This is a genomic window from Curtobacterium sp. YC1, from assembly GCF_016267665.1.
GTDB lineage: Bacteria > Actinomycetota > Actinomycetes > Actinomycetales > Microbacteriaceae > Curtobacterium.
The window spans coordinates 61,565-77,217 of sequence record NZ_CP066342.1; the positions used below are offsets into that span (position 1 = coordinate 61,565).

The window sequence follows — 15,653 nt, forward strand, 5'->3', positions numbered from 1 at the left end:
GACCTAGACGAACCAGGCAGCACCCGATGGGCGACCCTAGCGGAACGTTGGGACGTGGTTCGGGGAGGGCTGCTTCACTGCCGGCGGTGGTCGCGGAGTGTCTTGTGCGGGTACTGGCCGAACCGTTCCGTGTACGCGGCGGAGAAGCGGCCCAGGTGCCCAAATCCGCACTGATGGGCGACATCCCCAACCGTGACGCCCGCCGGGTTGGGTGCTTGGAGTTGCGCGTGCACGAGGTCGAGGCGGAGCTCGCGTTCGTACTGCATCGGAGTTCGCTGGAGGTGCTGTTGGAATCGTTCTTGGAGTCCCCGGACGCTGACGCCAGCGGCTGCTGCGACGTCGGCCACGGTGACGCGCTCGGGAACCCGGTTGTGGAGGTAGTCGAGGGCGGATTGCAACCGAGCATCGCCGTAGACGGCTGAGCCCGCCGGGTCGGGCTCTTCAGGCAGGGGGTAGAGGCCGAGGAGCGTGCGGGCGACGTCCCGCTTGGCCTCCTGCCACGACGGTGACGCCGGTCCGTCCGCTCGGAACGCAGCGACTGCCCTGGTGACGCTGGCACGCCACCGGATGGTGCCGGCCGTGTCCGCCGGGACGTTCACGTGAGCGGCCAGGGACATGTCGCCCGTTTGCTGCTCGGCACCGATGTCGCGGAGGAGGTCTTCGTGCACATGGACGAGGCGCTGGTCGACGTTCTCGTACTCGATCTGGAACCGGCGGCCGATCGGGAGCACCGTCGGTGCTGATCCGAGTTCCATCGGCGTCTCGGCAGCGCCGAGGCTGGTCCGTCCTCGGCCTCGGGAAAGCCACTGGACGACGGTTGCCTGGTCGGTGGCGATGTTGCCCCGGAGGTATCCGTCGAGTTGGAGGCGACGCATGCTGAGTTGAGCGTCGCCGATACCGACGAACTTGAACCAGACGCTCTCGGTCACCGGGCGGCAGTACACACCCTGACCGGCGTAGAGACGATCGACGGCCCTGGCCGCGGCGTCCGCGCCGTGGCCGGACATCGAGAACCGCACAGCTCGGGATTGCAGATCCGGTCCTCGGCTCATCGGTGCGACCGATCGCCGGTTTCCTCTGGTGGGCCGGAAGCGTGCACGGCGTCGGCGGGGATGGCGATGACGTGGTTGACGACGTCGCGGGCAACATCGGCGATGCGTATCTGGTGGGAGCGTGCGTAGGAGCGGAGGATCTTGAACGCGGTGTCCATGTCGACCTGGTGCGTGTGGGACAAGAACCCCTTGGCCTGTTCAATGGCAATGCGGCTCTCGAGCGCATGCTGCAACTGCGTCTGCACGAGGTCAGCGTGCTCGACGGTGCGGTGCTGCAGAATGCTGATCGTCGCGACATCGGTCAGCGCCCGCACGGCGACGGCATCCTCAGCGTTCAATGCCCCGCCGGTTTCGCGGAACAGGTTCATGGAGCCGATGGTGGTCTCGCGTAGGCGCAGCGGGACGGAGTGCACGGAGGCGTAGCCCTGCTGCTCGGACGCATCCGCGAAGCGTGGCCACCGCTGCCGCATCTCTGCGGGGCTCTCGACGGACACCGTCTGGCCCGTCGTGAACGCTTCCACGCAGGGCCCCTCGCCGGTCTCGAGTTGCAGCAGACCAATGAAGCTGCTGCGTTCGCTCGTGGAGGCAATGACCTCGAGCTCCTGCCCCTGGTTGGCGAGCAGGATCCCTGCCGCGGACGCGTCGAACAGCTCGGTCGCGTTGTCGACCAAGGACTGCAGAAGATCGATGAGGTCGTAGTCGACGACGAGCGTGTCGGTCAGCGTGACGAACGCCTCGACGAGTTGCTGTTCTCTGGTTCGTGCCATGGCTGCTTCCTTCCCTAGCGGGCAGAGTCGTTGCGGTCGGTGAAGTCCACCGTGCGGGCGAGGACCTCGTTCGCCAGAGCGCGCACGCTCAGGCCGTCAGCGAAGGCGTATGCCCGCAGCAGCAGCAGCGCGTCGTCGGCGCCGACCCCGATCTGCGCGGCGAGGACGCCCGACGCTTGGTAGACCTCGCGGCGGGAGTGCACGTTGACGTCGTGATGCTCCTCCTCAGCGTCGGCGTCGGCGCGGGTCAGCGCTCGTCGCAGCACCTGGCGGGTGATGGCGTCCGTCAGCGCGGCCGCGTCCTGCACGAGGTGTCCTGGGAGCGCGCCGGCGTGCTGGCCGTAGAGGTCAACCGACCCGACGGGAAGTGCGCCGATCCGCATCGGGAACGCGAACACCGCCGCAAGGTCGGCTTCGCGCATCGCCATCGAGGCAACCGGCCACACCTCCGATGTTGTCGTCTGCACGTCGGGTACGAGAACCGGCCGGCCGGTCCGCATGGCCTCCCAAGAGGGTCCCTCGCCCAGATCGATCTGGAGTTCCTCGAAGCGTTCAGCGCTCGGATCGCTGGCAGAGACGATCTCCGACCCGAACGGATCGCCGAGCGTGGTGATCCCCACACCGGTGACGGGCAGGACCGTCAGGAACGGCGCGCACACGTCGTCCGTTTCGCTGGCGCCGTGCAGCGCGGCGATTGCGGTGATGAAGGCCTCGTCATCGTTCATCGGCCGGGCCCGGCTTGATGGTGTCCGCCGGTTCGGCGATTGGATGATTCGTAATGGGCATGCCTCTCTGCTCAGAGCGCAGTGCAGAGGTCCGGGCAAGCAACTAACTTTGCACGGTACTCCTTCAAAAGGACAAGAACCGCAGGTGATTGACGGATCTATGCACGAGGTTGCCACGGCTCCGAAGCACCCGTACCGTTCCGGCAAGCTGCCCCAGACCTTGGTCGCCGGAACTGTTTCTTTCCGTACTCCGATGACGATCAGAATTCATCGTGCTCGTGCAGTTCCAGCGACAACAACCGTGGGCTACGCACTCGCTCCTCGAACCAGAACACCGCACCAGCCGGATCCACGTCGACGCCGTGCGTCACATGGGTGCGTGATCGCATCTGCAGCTACTGAGGGACCAGTGCTCTGGATCACCCATTTGGTGCAGCGCATCGCTTGGGTCACCATCTGATGTTGCGGGCAACCCGCCCCTATTCACAATGTGCTGGTTCAACTTCCGAAACCGGACATTTTGTGTCGAGGTGACTGCAACCAAGCACGGGCCGTATCGCTACCCTCGAACAGGGGGTATGGGAACCACGTGCAGTTACAGGGAGATCAGCCATGAGCACCTACACCAGCGACGACAACGTCGAAGCGGCACGCATCACCACCTTCAAGCGCGCGCGGAAGCAGTGGCGCCGCGAGGGCCAGGTCAGCTTCTCCGACAACGGCAGCGACTTCTTCCGCGACGACGCCCCGGAGCGCGTACGCCGCTAGCAGCGCCGACGTTCAGACTGATCCCGCCGACGCGGGTCACACGAGGGACAGCCGGGCGTTAGATCAGGTGCTGATGTCGGTGCTCTGGGCCGGCGGGAGTGGTGACGGCGTAGTGCACGATAAGGGGCTGCTGCCAGCCGCCGTAGTAGTCGCCCCACTCGTAGACGACGCTGTCGGGGATCACATCCTGCTCGGCGGCGAGTGCTCGTTCCGCAAGCGCGATGAGGCGCTGCCGGTCCGCGTCCATGCTGCTCCCCCGTTCGCCGATGCCTTGGGTGGACGTGCGAACAGCTGCTCTGAACCCACTGCCTGCAACCAGTCTCAGCACGGTACCGTCAGACGCCTGGCCGCGTGATCACCACGGTTCTACTCATGAGGACGACGGCAGGAACGCTCGGCAGGTGCGGCACCCTTGCAGGGCACTAGCTGGTCGGAAACACCCGCGAGCGTCCGGTCACTGCTGGAATGATGAGGTCACGGTCAGCTGTGATCGGGTTCGAGCTCGTCGCCAGGGGCAGGTCGGTCATCACCGCGATCGCGGGTCCGAGCACGAGCACCCTGCTGGTCGCGATCCCGTTCGCATCGAACGGCGGCACGTCGACGACGTCAGTGGTGCTGTTCTGCGCGAGTGCGACGGAGTACGCGAGGACCGCGTCGGCGTCACGTCAGCGGTCATCACGCGCTGGTTGCCTAAACCAGGTTCTTCATGCGGCCACGCAATCCACCGCTCGTTGACGACTACCGCATGTTTGACCGGAGAACGCTCACCGCACGTCGGTGCTCAACCCCTGCCAGAATGCCCCGATAGCCGATCGGCTACCGCTTCACCGGTGCCGTGCTGACCGGATGGCGTGAACGCGGTCTGAAGATATGCGGGTGGTTTCCGTCAGGTAGCGGAGACAACGCCCGGCGCCTGGATGTCTTGACGGATGGCTTCGGCGAGGCGGGACGCGAAGCGTCGGACGGTGGACGCTTCTTCGTCGCTGAGGGCGTCGATGGTCGCGATCAGCGGGGTGTGGAGGTGTCCGTAAGCGCGTGCGAGATCCTGTTCGGCGCTGTCGGTGGCGGTGATGATGATGCCGCGGCGGTCCTTCGGGTTCGGCTGCCGTTCCGCGCGCCCGTCTCGCACGAGCCGGTCGATGAGCTTCGTGATCCCAGCAGTGGAGATCCGCAACGCCCGCGCGAGCTCCGTGGGGTTGACCGTGCGGCCGTCACGATACGCGAGGACGAGGTGGCGCAGGGCGAGTGCATCGATGGGCAGTATCCGGAGCGCTCGGAGCGCTTGCTCGTCCGCGTCGTGGACGCTATCGCTGAGCGCTTGCAGGCTCGCGATGGCGGCAGCACCCTCAGCGCTGCGCGGCTGAGAGGAGAACAGATTGGACGCGCTCTGAGTGTGACTGTCGGTACCCATCGTTCATCACCTCCCGATGCTCGTTGCTTCGCACCATGCTCCCCGGTTCACCTGGGAACCCAAACTGAGTGAGTAATCAGCTGAGTGAGACAAGTGTGCTGGTCATGGCGTCACCGATCTTCGGTGGCGGAGATCAGAAGGAGTCACCATGTCGAACACGGCAGGAAGCCCCGCACGACGCGACTCAGTCGTCCGTGCCACCTGGAACGAGACCAAGTCCGCGCTCAAGACCACCGAGTTCTACGTCTGGCTGGTCGTGTCGATCGCGATCCTCGTCGCGGCGGCAGTGACCGATGACGGCGACGACGGACAGCGCTTCGGTGCAGACCACGCGTGGCTGTACGTCGCGATCGTGACGGCTGCCTACATCGTCAGCCGCGGCATCGCCAAGGCCGGCGTGCGCAAGCCCGACTGGAACGACGACGACCACCGCGACGTCAACGGACGCTCGAACTAACCCCCGAGCGTGATGACCGCCCATCCCTGAACGGGCGAATCACCGACGAGCTGCTGCTCGTCAACCCCGAAGTGGTGACTCGGACAGTGGGCCGTTCCGATTCCATCCGGAACGGCCCACACCTATCTGTAACCAGGGAGATCCGGACCCGCGCGATAGCGACGCGACCGGCCCCTGCACCGCCCCCGGAACCCCGGAGCGACATCATCGATGCGCTCCAGATCTCCACCACCTGACCGAGCCTTCATCGGGTTCGCCGTTGAGTGGTCGAATGAAGTTCATCCACTACAACGGGCAAGCGACGATGGTCGCCGACGGGGTCGCGGATGCGGTGATCGAATACGCCGCGGTCCTGGGGTCGAACGGCAGGACCGACACCATCAATGTCCCCACCTTCGACGAGGACGGCCAACGCGCCACGGAAACGCTCCTGATCGGGCCCGCGAGTCAGATCACCATCAGCCCCGCGCCGGAAGATGAGCTAGAGCTCGACGATGACCACGAAGAGTTCCGGCAGCATCTCCAGGACCTCGCTCTCGCTGCCGGGCCAGCACGGCCCGTCCACGAAGACCGCAACGTCAGTGTCCCGGACCCCTCGCAGTAGCCGGCCGACCTCGAGCCCCTGCAACCGACCGAAGCTGAGTTTGTCCCCAAACCGGATCCGTACGTTCGCATGAGCGAGTCACCCGATTGGTCGTGACCAAGGCTCGCAGTGAGCGTCGACGCTCCGGCCCTGGAGAGTCGCCCTAGCGCTCGGGCCGGAGCGCGATTGCCTCCGCACCGTCTCGGCTGCTGCGCCGTCGTGCGTCCGAACCTGCTCGAATTGCTGCCCGGCGGCCGGGCCTGGAGAATCAACGGGTGCAGTGGAACGCGGGCTACGTCCCCGACGATGACAGTGAGCCGGCCCTTGCAGGTGTCGAAGCCAGCACCGCTACCGAGGCAGTAGCCCGGCTCCGCGAGGTCGTCGGCACCGAAACCCACGTGCTCTACGTCGTCCCCGATCCCTCCGCCCAGCGGGACGACGCTGAGACGTACGAGGCGTTCCTCCGAGACCCGAACGCGGCCAACTAAGACCACACGGCAGCACAGGAACGAGCCGGGAGAGATGGTTCGTCTCGATCCCGACCCGCCAGGACCCGAGTACTGCGCTGGGTCCATCCGGGTGCCGTTCCGACCCGAACGGTCCAGCACCCACTTGAACGCTCCTCGCATCGCCTGCGCGGACGCACAGGGACACCGGCCGAATCGGGGAGCCGGAGCGTCGGGTCACCATTGAGGCACTATCCGATTTCGGAACTGACGTACGGGCCGGTCCGGTGCCGCCGATGATGAACCCGTGTCTGAATCGATGCGTCGCACCCGGCAGGTCGTCGAAACCACCGATCCTTCCGTCGCTGCGGACGCGATCGCTCGCACCCACGTCAGCCACGGTGTCGATGTGGATCCGGACGGCGCTGGGTTCGTGTTCGAGGAGCGGGTGCGCGGGACCCGTCTGCTGTCGCTCGAGTCCACCACCTGCACTGGGGTGGTCAGCGGCACGATCGAGCCGGGTAGCGCGATGACGCTGGTGTGGTTGAAGTCCGGTCGAGGGCACGTCGATGGTCACCCTGTCGCGATCGGCGGACCGGTGCTGTACCGGAACGGGCCACAGCCTGTTCGATTCGAGGCGTTCCAGAAGGACGTCATCCGCATCGACCGCGAGACGGTGGAAGCAGTCGCTGCTGAGCGCGGCGGCTGGGCGCCGGGCCCGCTGGAGTTCCACCCCCGACACGTCCCCGAAGGCCCCACGCTGGCGGCCTGGTGGTTGATGGTCCGCACCGTCGCAGCCGAAGTCCTCACCGGCCCCGATGAGGTGCCAGTAGAGCGGGAACAGGAACTCACCCGGTTCGCCGCCAGCGGCCTGCTGACCGCGATCCCACACTGGCCCGTGGAACAGGCTGCCCAGCAGACCCCCGCGAATTCACGATTCGCCCGCGCTGAGGCATTCCTGCTCGAGCACGCGACGGAGCAGGTCACCATCACCGACGTCGCCGAAGCCGCCGGGCTAAGCGTCCGCGGCGTTCAGGCCGCGTTCAACCGCCACCACGGAACCACGCCACTGGCATACCTGCGACGCATCCGCCTCCTCCTCGCCCGCGAGCAGCTGCAGTCCGAATCGGACCAAAGCATCGCCGAGATCGCACGGAACGCCGGCTTCGCACACCTCGGACGGTTCGCAGGCACATACCGGGACGAGTTCGGTGAACTCCCGAGACACACCCGGCGGCTCGCCCGCGATCAATGAACAGATGAGAGCTGCACGCTCCCATCCGTCCCTCAGCCCCGGTGCGTACGAGCACTGGGAGAAGTGGAAGGAGGCGCTGGCCGTCCACCTGAGGAAGGTTGCCGCCTCGGACGCCGACGACGCGATCCCCATGGCCGTCACGGGTGCGTGCCACGGCGTCTTCGTGGCGGCGCTGCGCCACTGGCAGAACACCGGTGACGATCGCGACGGCCTCTTGCGCCGTCTCGACGAACGACTCGAGCAGGTGTGCTCAGCGTTCGCCCCGCTGCTCGGCGATCAGCAGCTCTGAGCGGACGAGCCGCCCCTCACCGCGATGCCGGCCAGCTGACCTGCCCGGCCACACCGTCTTCCTCTGCGTACGCGGGGTAGTCGGTGTATCCGGTCGCTCCGTCGGCGTAGAGGGTCGAGAAGTTGAGCTCGTTCTGCCCGAGCTCCTCGCGCCAGCGACGGACGAGGTCGGGGTTCGCGATGAGGGCGCGGCCCACGACGACCGCGTCGCCGACGTCGTCCGCCATCATGGCCACGGCCTCGTCGCGGGTGGTCGCCTTGGCGAACCCGGTGTTGACGAGGAAGGGGCCGCCGAAGCGTGACCGGAGCCCCTGGACCAGGGTGCCGGCGGGTTCGGGGTGCAGGATGCTGACGAAGGCCAGGCCGAGCGGTGCCAAGGCGTCCATCAGGGCGCCGTAGACCGCCTCCACGTCCGCGGGGTCGTCCTCGATGAGGCCCTGGATGTCGCGCTCGGGCGATATGCGGATACCGACACGACCTGCTCCGATCTGGGCGACGACGGCCTCGGCCACCTCGACGACGAAGCGGATGCGGTTCTCCGGCGATCCGCCGTAGGCGTCGGTGCGGACGTTCGAGGTGGCGCCGAGGAACTCGTGCAGCAGGTAGCCGTTCGCGGCGTGCAGCTCGACGCCGTCGAAGCCGGCGTCGACGGCGTTCTGTGAACCGCGGACGAAGTCCTCGACGACATCGGGTAGCTCATCGATGCTCAGTTCACGAGGGACGGGGTAGGCGACCTTCGTGCCGCCTGCGCGGGTCTCGCCATCGATGGCCAACGCGCTGGGCGCCTCCACCGGGAACCCGGTGATCTGTGAGTGGGTGGCGCGTCCTGCGTGCATGACCTGGGCGACGATGAGGCCTCCCCCCGCGTGGACGGCGTCGGTGACCTTCGTCCAGCCGGCGAGCTGTTCGGGGGTGACGAGGCCGGGCTGACCGTCGAAGCCTTTGCCGGCCTGGCTCGGGAAGGTGCCCTCGCTGATGATGAGGCCGACGCTGGCGCGCTGGGCGTAGTGCTCGGCGACGAGGTCGGTGGGGACGCCGTCGGCACCGGTGCGGGTCCGGGTCAGGGGCGCCATGACGATGCGATTGGCGAGGGAGAGGTCACCGGCGGTGAGGGGGGTGAACAGATCGGCATGGGTGGTTCCTTTCAGGGTGTCGCCGTGTCTCGGCGATAGTCGTTCTTCATGCGGGTCACGGGTCGGCGCGGGCGGTGGCTGGTCCGCCGGCGGGACGCAAGGGACCGGTGGCGGCAGCCTCCAGACCGGAGGCCGACTCGCCGACAGTCACTGGTCCTGCTGCGCGCTCACGCGTCCGCGATGTGGGCGATGAGCTTCCCCGACACGGATCCGCCGAGACGATCCAGGGCACCGGGGACGTCGGCGAAGTCGACGACCTGGTCGATGGGCATGTGGATGCGCCCCTGATCAGAGAGCATGCCCAATGTCGCGATGGCAGCGTCGCGCTCCGCCACGGTCCGTCCTATGTGCGAAGCACCAGAGACCGATATCCCACGCCCGAGGAGCTCCAACGGGTCGATGGGTGAGAAGGACGTCCCGCCGGCGAAGCCGACCAGCACGAACCGTCCCCCGGTGGCGATGGACTCGAGCGCCTGCTGCCTCAGCGGTGTGCCGACCGTGTCGTAGGCGATGTCGGCACCCTTGCCGCCCGTGAGCGCCCGGACCCGTTTCGCGAGCGGCTCAGCCTGCGTGTTGATGACGTGGTCCGCGCCCTGCGCGAGGCAGAAGTCGGTCTTGGCGGGATCGCGCACTGTCGCGATCACGCGCAGCCCCAGGGCCTTGGCGAGCTGGATCGCCGTCGACCCGGTGCCGCCGGATCCGCCCAGCACCAGCACCGTCTCCCCCGCCGCCGCACGTGCGCGGTCGACGAGTCCCACGTGCGCGACGTGGAAGGTACCGAGGAACGCGGCGGCCTCCACGTCGCCCATGCCCTCAGGGGCGAAGACGGCTCCTGGAGCTGGGGACAGGCAGTATTCGGCGAGACCGCCCGATCCTGTGGCGAAGTTCGTGATCCCGATGACGCGGGCGCCCACCGGATAGGGGTAGCCCTCCCCGGCGACCTCGACGATGCCGACCACTTCTTGTCCGGGAGTCACTGGAGGCTCGGGCACCATGAAGTAGCGACCCTCGAGCATCATGCGGTCGGGGAGACCGATGTTCGCAGCCAGGACTCGGAGGAGCGCCTCACCAGGACCGGGAACCGGCACGTCGGTATCCAGCAGCCCCAGGACGTCACTGGGGATGCCAAAAGCGGCAGCGCGCCACGATCTCATCTGACTTCTCCTTCTGGGCGAGGGTCGTTCGTCGTTCGGGCGACGCCCGGTCAGTCGCCTGCAGGTGCGTCGGCGAGGATCGCGTCCCGGTTCTCGAGCGCCCACTCGCGCAGGCTTGTCGAGGGGCGGCCAGTGATGAACTCGACGTCGTCGCGGACCGTGCCGATGTAGCCCATCCGTCCGTCAAGCACCTGCCGGGTGAACTCCACGCCGCCCTCGGCGTACCAGGACTCGATCGGCGGGGTGCGGCTCTCGAGGGAGGCCTTGAACTCGTCCGGTGTCCGCACGTCGCAGCGGATCTCCCGACCGACGGCGTCGGAGAAGATCGCTGCGGCCTCGGGGCCGGTGGCGACCTCGGTGGAGAGCCAGTAGTCCTTGCCGGCGTGCCGGGCAGGTCCCTGTCGCAGGACGGTGGCAGTGACGGCGGCGATGTCCTTCGCGGCGATCCAGCCGACGCGACGGTCACCCCAGTAGATCGAGAAGGTGCCGTCGCCGGCGGCGATCATCGACGCGAAGCCGTCCATGAAGACGTTGGGGTGCACGTGCGTCCAGGCGAGGCCGCTGGCCTCGATGTACTTCTCGATCATCTGGTGCCAGACGAAGTGCGGGTCGGTGGTGTCCCAGTTGGCGAAGATCCCCTGGTGCACGATGTGGCTGACGCCTGCCTTGACGGCGGCGTCGACGAGGGTCTTGCTCTGGGTGAGCATGGCGACGGTGTAGCCGGTGAGGAGGAAGACGCGGTCCACGCCGTGCAGGGCGTGAGCGAAGGTGCTCGGGTCATCGAGGTCGAGGCGCACCGCGTCGCGTCCGGCGGTGCGCAGCTCCTCCACCTGTTCGGGACGCCGGGCAGCCCAACGCACCTGGACGTCACCGGGCTCCCGGTCGAAGTCGGCGAGCATGTACTGCCCGACCGTGCCGGTGGTGCCGATGACGAGCACGACGGGCTTCGCGGGCGTCGCGGTGGTGTTTTCCATGGGTCAGTCCTTCTGGTGGGTCGTGTGAGTTCGGGGGTCGAGGCCGTACTGGGCGGGGACGCCGAGGTTCTCCCGCAGCGTGGCGCCCGGGTAGGCGTTCGGGTACAGGCCGCGGTCCTGCAAGAGGGGAACGACCTCGTCGACGAAGGCGTCGACGCCGTCTTCGTAGACGTCGGGCGAGACCCAGAAGCCGTCGACCGCACCGGCCTCCACCCACTCCTGGATGTGGTCGGCGTGCAGGCGCCCCGGGCCGACGACGGTGGGGTGGAAGTCGATGACCCCGTGTGCCAGGACGTCCCGGGGTGACCAGCCCTGGCGGGCGACGTCGAGGGCGATCCCGGAGCGCGGATCGGCCGGGGACGGCCGGGCGGCAGCGAGCTCGCTCTCCGACAGCGGTTCGTCGATGCGGTCGGGATGCAGGTCGAGTCCGATCATGGCGCCGAGGTGCGGCAGCCGCGCCTCGATGACCTCGCCGGCGAGGGCGATGCGACGGTCGAGGCCTGCGCGGACCGTGGGGGCGACGGTGGTCATGAGCCCGGCGAAGTACTTGATCTCGTCGGGGTCCCGTCCAGCCTCGCGGGCGGCGTTCCGGACGAGCTCCCGCTGGGCGCGGGCTTCCTCGATGGTCCAGACCTCGGCGATGAACCCGCTGGCGTACCGGCCGGCGACCGACAGCAGGTGTGGGCTGGGGCCGCCGGAGGTGAACACGACGGGCTGACCCTGCTCGGACGGCGGGATGGCCAGCGGCCCACGTGAGGCGACGTACTCACCCTGCAGGTTGATCGGCTGCAGCTTCGACGAGTCGATGAAGCGGTTCCCTGGCTGGTCCTTGACCCAGGCGTCCGCCTCCCAGCTGCCCCAGAGCGCCTGAGTGATCTGGATCGCCTCATGCGCCCGCGCATAGCGCTCCGCACGCTCGCTGACCGGGCGACCGTAATTCGCCGCGACGCCCGCGTCACTGGTCGTCACGGCGTTCCAGCCGGCACGACCGTGGCTGATCACGTCGAGCGCTTTGAACTGCCGGGCCAGGTTGAACGGCTCCTGGAACGTCGTCGACCCCGTCGCGACGAACCCGATCCGTTCGGTGCCACGGGCGATCGCTGTCAGCGACACGATCGGGTCGAGGACGTTGCTGACCGTTGACTGTTCGAGGTCGCCGCGGACGGCGGGGAAGTCCGGGGTGAACAGGAACGTGAACAGGCCGCGTTCCGCTGCCTGGGCGTAGCGGATGCTGGCGTCGATGTCGGCGTAGTTCCCGGGGTCGACGTTCGCTGCACGCCAGGCACCGTGGAGGTTGCCGTACCCGTCGGTCAGGCCCAGCGCCAGGATCGTATGCGGTGTCGTCGCGCCTGTGTCGGTGCGTGTTCGTTCGTCGGTCATCGGCTCAGGCCAACGGTCGTGGCTTGACGAGGACGATGAGGACGGCTCCGGCCAGTGCCGAGGCGCCGCCGACGACGAGGGCCGTCTGGACGCCGGCGCCGTCGACGAGGAATCCGCCGATGAACGCGCCGAGGGCGATCGCGACCTGGAAGACAGCGGTCTGGAGTCCGCCGACGCTTTCGAGTCGGTCAGGCTCGGCTCGGGCGAGCCAGGTGGAGATGACGGTGGGCAGGGCGCCGAACCCGGCTCCCCAGAGGACGGCGGCGACGAAGAGGAGCACGGCGCCGGCGTCGAGGGTTGCGAAGGCGATCATGGCGAGGCCAAGCACCAGGGGGAACACGAAGGCGGCGAGCCGGAGTGACCGGTCAGCCAGCGGGCCGGCGACCAGGTTGCCCCCGACGATCCCGACCCCGTAGGCGAGGAGGAGCAGGGCGAGCTGCGCGGGGGCCAGGCCCCCGATCTCGGTCGCGGCGGGCCTGATGTAGGTGAAGCCGGCGAAGTGGCCGGCTCCCATGAGCGCCATCGCGGCAAGGCACAGCAGGATGAGGCGGGATCGCAGCGTCTGGAACAGGGGGCGGAACCCGGCGGAGGCGGTGCTGCGCATCGAGGGCAGGGCGACGACCTGCAGGACGGCCGCGATGATCCCGACCCCGGCGGCGAGGTAGAACACGGCGCGCCAGCCCCAGAGCTCGCCGAGCAGTGTCCCCGCGGGGACCGCTGCGACGGTGGCGAGCGACACGCCGACGTTGACGATGGTCAGCCCTAGTCCGAGCTTCGAGGCGGGGACGAGCCGGGCGGTCATGGAGATCGCGAGCGACCAGAATCCACCGATCGTAAGGCCGAGCAGCACACGGGCCACGAGCAGCACCGGGTAGCTCGGTGCCAGCGCGACGAGCACGTTCGACAGGACGGCCACGACCGAGAGCGCGATCATCAGGTGGCGGCGGTCGACCCGGCCGAGCACCACCGGGATGGTCAGCCCAGCGATTGCAGCGATGATCGCCGTGACGCTGACGGACTGGCCGGCGACGCCCTCGGTGACGCCGAGGTCGCTAGCGATCCGCGACAGCAAACTCGCGGGGAGGAACTCCGCCGTGACGAGGGCGAAGATGCCGACGCTCAGCGAGACGACCCCTGCCCAGGAGTGCTTCTTCTGCGGCGACGTGCCGCCGGCCGTCGTGTCGCGGCGCGAGGTGTTGGTCGCGACGGGGAGGTCTGGGCTGGTCACGCGTGTTCCGTCCTGGGTGTTGTGCTGCTCGGTCGAGCTGTGGTGATCGGCGGAGCTGTGGTGCTCTGCCGGGCTGGGGTGTCGGGAGTGGCTTCGGTGCGGTGGGTCAGCTGTAGGAGGCGCGGTTGACCGCCACGAGGAACGGCCCGGTCACGCTGCCGCCCGCCCGGACGTAGTCACCGATGACCTCCATCGCGAGGTCACGACGCTTCGGCACGCGCTCCTTCTCGGCAGCCGCCAGCCAGTCCGGCATCTCCGCTGCCGTGCGGTCGGTGCAGTAGACGGGCGACCCTGGCTGCTGACGCCATGACTCGGCGAGGACGCCCGCGTCGACGGCGTCGAACCCGGTCTGCTCGACGAGCCGCATGGCCACGGCACGGTCCGCGTCGCGGTCGGCGGCCACGGGAATGGCGACCCGGGCGGGGTCGCCGGGCTCGGTGGCCTTCGCGTCGAACGACTGCGACGTGATGGCGTTCCAAGCCTTCGCGACGGGACGCCCGAACAGCTCCGACAGCCACACGCTCTCGGGCACGCCCTCCTCGAAGTCGCGGACCGAGCCGTCACGCATCGGGTAGTAGTTCGACGTGTCGATGACGACCGCACCCTCGGGGGCGGACCGGACGTGCTCGGCGATGTCGGCGTTGCGGTTCATCGGCACAGAGACGATCAGGACGTCGACGCCTTGCGCGACCTCAGCCGCGGACACGGCGCGGGCGCCGGTGCGGAGCGCAGCCTCGTCGATCGTCTCGGGGCCGCGCGAGTTCGCGATGGACACGTCGTGCCCGTGACGGGCGAGGCGGCGGGCGAGGGTGGAGCCGATGGAACCCGCACCGATGATCCCGATGGTCAGGCGCTCTACATTTTCGACAGGCATCTCACTATGATCAACCTTGCCATTAGTGTGAAGGTCAAGCCCGTGGAGAGAACAGATGCGCATCGGTGAACTGTCCAAGAGGACCGGCGTTCCGTCCCGGATGCTCCGCTACTACGAGGAGCAGGGCCTGATCACCCCGCGGCGGCTCGACAACGGCTACCGGGAGTACGACGACTACCTCATCGACCGCGTCGGGAAGATCAAGGGCCTGATCGACGCTGGTATTCCCACACGAATCGTGACGGGCATCCTCCCGTGCCTCGGCCAGCCGCAGACGATCGTCGTCCAGAACGCAGACCCTGCCCTCTACGAGCTGCTCGAGATCGAGCGCGACCGGATGACCGAAAAGATCGACTTCCTCGCTCAGAATCGTGACGCCCTCACGAGCTATCTAGGGGCCCTCGAGGTCGCCGGCCTCGGGTCGCCGACCAGCCTGGCGAGCTGAAGCTCTCGCGTCTGTGAAGTGGGGGGCGATGCCCTGATTCAGCACTAGGCTTGACCTTCTCACTAGTGAGAACGTTGAGACTGTGGTGAGAGCCCTTCGATGGCGCAGTGCTCCGCTCTGGTGATCCGCGCAGGACGCTGCCGGAGCTGTTCATCCGCATGAGCCTCTCGGAGCCACTAGCCATGACCACTGACGTCCATTTCACCCCCGACACCGACTCCATCGAGGTCGTGCCCGACGCAGGGATCCCCGCAGAAGGCAAGCGGCTCTCGCCCGGCGAAGTCCTGACGATCTCGGTTCTGGTGTTCTCGGCGTTCGTGGCGTTCCTGTCCGAGATGGTCATGGGAGTCGCGCTCCCACAGGTGATGGACGACCTCGACATCACCGCGACGACCGGGCAGTGGCTCACGACGGGCTACGCCCTCACCCTCGCGGTCATCATCCCGACCACCGGGTACGTCATGGCGCGATTCCCGCTCCGGACGATCTTCATCGCCAGCGTGGGCATGTTCACCCTCGGCACCGCGATCGCCGCCATCGCACCCGGCTTCGAACTCCTGCTCACCGGCCGCATCGTCCAGGCCGTGGGCACGGCCGTCTTGGTCCCGCTGCTGATGACGACGTCGATCGGACTCGTCGCACCCTCCCGCCGCGGGCAGATGATGGCCCTGGTCACCGCCGTGACCGCCGTCGCGCCCGCCGTCGGTCCGGCG

At 67.8% G+C, this 15,653-nt stretch carries 18 protein-coding genes and 1 pseudogene; 8 read left to right on the forward strand and 11 right to left on the reverse strand.

Going from position 1 to position 15,653, the window contains the following annotated elements:
* Window positions 1–74: 74 nt before the first annotated feature.
* Genes I8920_RS16030 through I8920_RS16040 form a run of 3 tightly spaced genes read right to left on the reverse strand, consistent with a single transcriptional unit; the run spans window position 75 to window position 2,544 of the window.
* A complete protein-coding gene (locus I8920_RS16030; RefSeq protein ID WP_198658832.1) occupies window positions 75–1,007 on the reverse strand; it encodes an AraC family transcriptional regulator in 933 nt (310 codons plus the stop codon).
* Between the two features lie 41 nt (window positions 1,008–1,048).
* On the reverse strand, window positions 1,049–1,819 hold the full coding sequence (locus tag I8920_RS16035; protein ID WP_198658833.1) for a GAF and ANTAR domain-containing protein: 771 nt from the start codon (window positions 1,817–1,819) through the stop codon (window positions 1,049–1,051).
* A gap of 14 nt (window positions 1,820–1,833) precedes the next feature.
* Window positions 1,834–2,544 carry a GAF and ANTAR domain-containing protein gene (locus tag I8920_RS16040; RefSeq protein ID WP_198658834.1) on the reverse strand — a complete coding sequence of 237 codons (711 nt, stop codon included), beginning with the start codon at window positions 2,542–2,544 and terminating at the stop codon, window positions 1,834–1,836.
* A gap of 612 nt (window positions 2,545–3,156) precedes the next feature.
* On the opposite strand from I8920_RS16040, the gene I8920_RS16045 reads away from it, so the two are divergent.
* Complete coding sequence (locus tag I8920_RS16045) at window positions 3,157–3,312, forward strand: hypothetical protein (RefSeq protein WP_198658835.1); 156 nt, start codon at window positions 3,157–3,159, stop codon at window positions 3,310–3,312.
* A 58-nt stretch (window positions 3,313–3,370) separates the two neighbouring features.
* Here I8920_RS16045 and I8920_RS16050 read toward each other — a convergent pair whose 3' ends face one another.
* Entirely contained in the window at window positions 3,371–3,559 is a 189-nt protein-coding gene (locus I8920_RS16050) for a hypothetical protein (protein ID WP_198658836.1), read from the reverse strand.
* Between the two features lie 639 nt (window positions 3,560–4,198).
* Window positions 4,199–4,723, reverse strand: coding sequence for a MarR family winged helix-turn-helix transcriptional regulator (locus tag I8920_RS16055; RefSeq protein WP_198658837.1), 525 nt, complete (start codon window positions 4,721–4,723; stop codon window positions 4,199–4,201).
* A gap of 148 nt (window positions 4,724–4,871) precedes the next feature.
* Here I8920_RS16055 and I8920_RS16060 point away from each other — a divergent pair, with 148 nt between their 5' ends.
* The 5 genes from I8920_RS16060 (at window position 4,872) to I8920_RS16080 (ending at window position 7,753) form a co-directional block, all read left to right on the forward strand.
* Window positions 4,872–5,180, forward strand: coding sequence for a hypothetical protein (locus I8920_RS16060; protein WP_198658838.1), 309 nt, complete (start codon window positions 4,872–4,874; stop codon window positions 5,178–5,180).
* Window positions 5,181–5,451: 271 nt separating this feature from the next.
* Entirely contained in the window at window positions 5,452–5,784 is a 333-nt protein-coding gene (locus I8920_RS16065) for a hypothetical protein (protein ID WP_198658839.1), read from the forward strand.
* Between the two features lie 254 nt (window positions 5,785–6,038).
* Complete coding sequence (locus I8920_RS16070) at window positions 6,039–6,251, forward strand: hypothetical protein (protein ID WP_198658840.1); 213 nt, start codon at window positions 6,039–6,041, stop codon at window positions 6,249–6,251.
* 265 nt (window positions 6,252–6,516) lie between these two features.
* Window positions 6,517–7,464 (forward strand): AraC family transcriptional regulator, encoded by a 948-nt coding sequence (locus I8920_RS16075; RefSeq protein WP_198658841.1) that lies wholly within the window; start codon window positions 6,517–6,519, stop codon window positions 7,462–7,464.
* A gap of 4 nt (window positions 7,465–7,468) precedes the next feature.
* On the forward strand, window positions 7,469–7,753 hold the full coding sequence (locus I8920_RS16080) for an acyl-CoA-like ligand-binding transcription factor (RefSeq protein ID WP_198658842.1): 285 nt from the start codon (window positions 7,469–7,471) through the stop codon (window positions 7,751–7,753).
* A 16-nt stretch (window positions 7,754–7,769) separates the two neighbouring features.
* Here I8920_RS16080 and I8920_RS16085 read toward each other — a convergent pair whose 3' ends face one another.
* The 6 genes from I8920_RS16085 to I8920_RS16110 all read right to left on the reverse strand — a co-directional run bounded on the left by I8920_RS16085 (window position 7,770) and on the right by I8920_RS16110 (window position 14,495).
* Window positions 7,770–8,825, reverse strand: a complete 1,056-nt coding sequence (locus I8920_RS16085; RefSeq protein WP_232832914.1) for an alkene reductase — start codon at window positions 8,823–8,825, stop codon at window positions 7,770–7,772.
* A 227-nt stretch (window positions 8,826–9,052) separates the two neighbouring features.
* Window positions 9,053–10,039, reverse strand: a complete 987-nt coding sequence (locus I8920_RS16090; RefSeq protein ID WP_198658843.1) for a quinone oxidoreductase family protein — start codon at window positions 10,037–10,039, stop codon at window positions 9,053–9,055.
* Between the two features lie 50 nt (window positions 10,040–10,089).
* Window positions 10,090–11,013, reverse strand: coding sequence for an NmrA family NAD(P)-binding protein (locus tag I8920_RS16095; RefSeq protein ID WP_198658844.1), 924 nt, complete (start codon window positions 11,011–11,013; stop codon window positions 10,090–10,092).
* A 3-nt stretch (window positions 11,014–11,016) separates the two neighbouring features.
* Window positions 11,017–12,393: an NtaA/DmoA family FMN-dependent monooxygenase gene (locus I8920_RS16100; protein WP_198658845.1), complete on the reverse strand. Its 1,377-nt coding sequence runs from the start codon at window positions 12,391–12,393 to the stop codon at window positions 11,017–11,019.
* A 4-nt stretch (window positions 12,394–12,397) separates the two neighbouring features.
* A complete protein-coding gene (locus tag I8920_RS16105) occupies window positions 12,398–13,621 on the reverse strand; it encodes an MFS transporter (protein WP_198658846.1) in 1,224 nt (407 codons plus the stop codon).
* Between the two features lie 106 nt (window positions 13,622–13,727).
* Window positions 13,728–14,495 carry an NADPH-dependent F420 reductase gene (locus tag I8920_RS16110; protein ID WP_232832915.1) on the reverse strand — a complete coding sequence of 256 codons (768 nt, stop codon included), beginning with the start codon at window positions 14,493–14,495 and terminating at the stop codon, window positions 13,728–13,730.
* Between the two features lie 55 nt (window positions 14,496–14,550).
* On the opposite strand from I8920_RS16110, the gene I8920_RS16115 reads away from it, so the two are divergent.
* Together I8920_RS16115 and I8920_RS16385 are read left to right on the forward strand one after the other, a co-directional pair.
* A complete protein-coding gene (locus tag I8920_RS16115; protein ID WP_198658848.1) occupies window positions 14,551–14,940 on the forward strand; it encodes a MerR family transcriptional regulator in 390 nt (129 codons plus the stop codon).
* Between the two features lie 182 nt (window positions 14,941–15,122).
* Window positions 15,123–15,641 (forward strand): annotated as a pseudogene (locus tag I8920_RS16385) (MFS transporter); the annotation flags it as partial.
* Between the last annotated feature and the right edge of the window lie 12 nt (window positions 15,642–15,653).

What these genes read in the sequence shown, in the direction of transcription:
- I8920_RS16095 (WP_198658844.1), bottom strand. Translation starts at nt 11,013, where the DNA reads ATGGAAAACACCACCGCGACGCCCGCGAAGCCCGTCGTGCTCGTCATC.
- I8920_RS16100 (WP_198658845.1), bottom strand. Translation starts at nt 12,393, where the DNA reads ATGACCGACGAACGAACACGCACCGACACAGGCGCGACGACACCGCAT.
- I8920_RS16085 (WP_232832914.1), bottom strand. Translation starts at nt 8,825, where the DNA reads ATGGCGCCCCTGACCCGGACCCGCACCGGTGCCGACGGCGTCCCCACC.
- I8920_RS16055 (WP_198658837.1), bottom strand. Translation starts at nt 4,723, where the DNA reads ATGGGTACCGACAGTCACACTCAGAGCGCGTCCAATCTGTTCTCCTCT.
- I8920_RS16060 (WP_198658838.1), top strand. Translation starts at nt 4,872, where the DNA reads ATGTCGAACACGGCAGGAAGCCCCGCACGACGCGACTCAGTCGTCCGT.
- I8920_RS16080 (WP_198658842.1), top strand. Translation starts at nt 7,469, where the DNA reads ATGAGAGCTGCACGCTCCCATCCGTCCCTCAGCCCCGGTGCGTACGAG.
- I8920_RS16045 (WP_198658835.1), top strand. Translation starts at nt 3,157, where the DNA reads ATGAGCACCTACACCAGCGACGACAACGTCGAAGCGGCACGCATCACC.
- I8920_RS16040 (WP_198658834.1), bottom strand. Translation starts at nt 2,544, where the DNA reads ATGAACGATGACGAGGCCTTCATCACCGCAATCGCCGCGCTGCACGGC.
- I8920_RS16065 (WP_198658839.1), top strand. Translation starts at nt 5,452, where the DNA reads ATGAAGTTCATCCACTACAACGGGCAAGCGACGATGGTCGCCGACGGG.
- I8920_RS16035 (WP_198658833.1), bottom strand. Translation starts at nt 1,819, where the DNA reads ATGGCACGAACCAGAGAACAGCAACTCGTCGAGGCGTTCGTCACGCTG.
- I8920_RS16110 (WP_232832915.1), bottom strand. Translation starts at nt 14,495, where the DNA reads ATGCCTGTCGAAAATGTAGAGCGCCTGACCATCGGGATCATCGGTGCG.
- I8920_RS16115 (WP_198658848.1), top strand. Translation starts at nt 14,551, where the DNA reads ATGCGCATCGGTGAACTGTCCAAGAGGACCGGCGTTCCGTCCCGGATG.
- I8920_RS16090 (WP_198658843.1), bottom strand. Translation starts at nt 10,039, where the DNA reads ATGAGATCGTGGCGCGCTGCCGCTTTTGGCATCCCCAGTGACGTCCTG.
- I8920_RS16050 (WP_198658836.1), bottom strand. Translation starts at nt 3,559, where the DNA reads ATGGACGCGGACCGGCAGCGCCTCATCGCGCTTGCGGAACGAGCACTC.
- I8920_RS16030 (WP_198658832.1), bottom strand. Translation starts at nt 1,007, where the DNA reads ATGTCCGGCCACGGCGCGGACGCCGCGGCCAGGGCCGTCGATCGTCTC.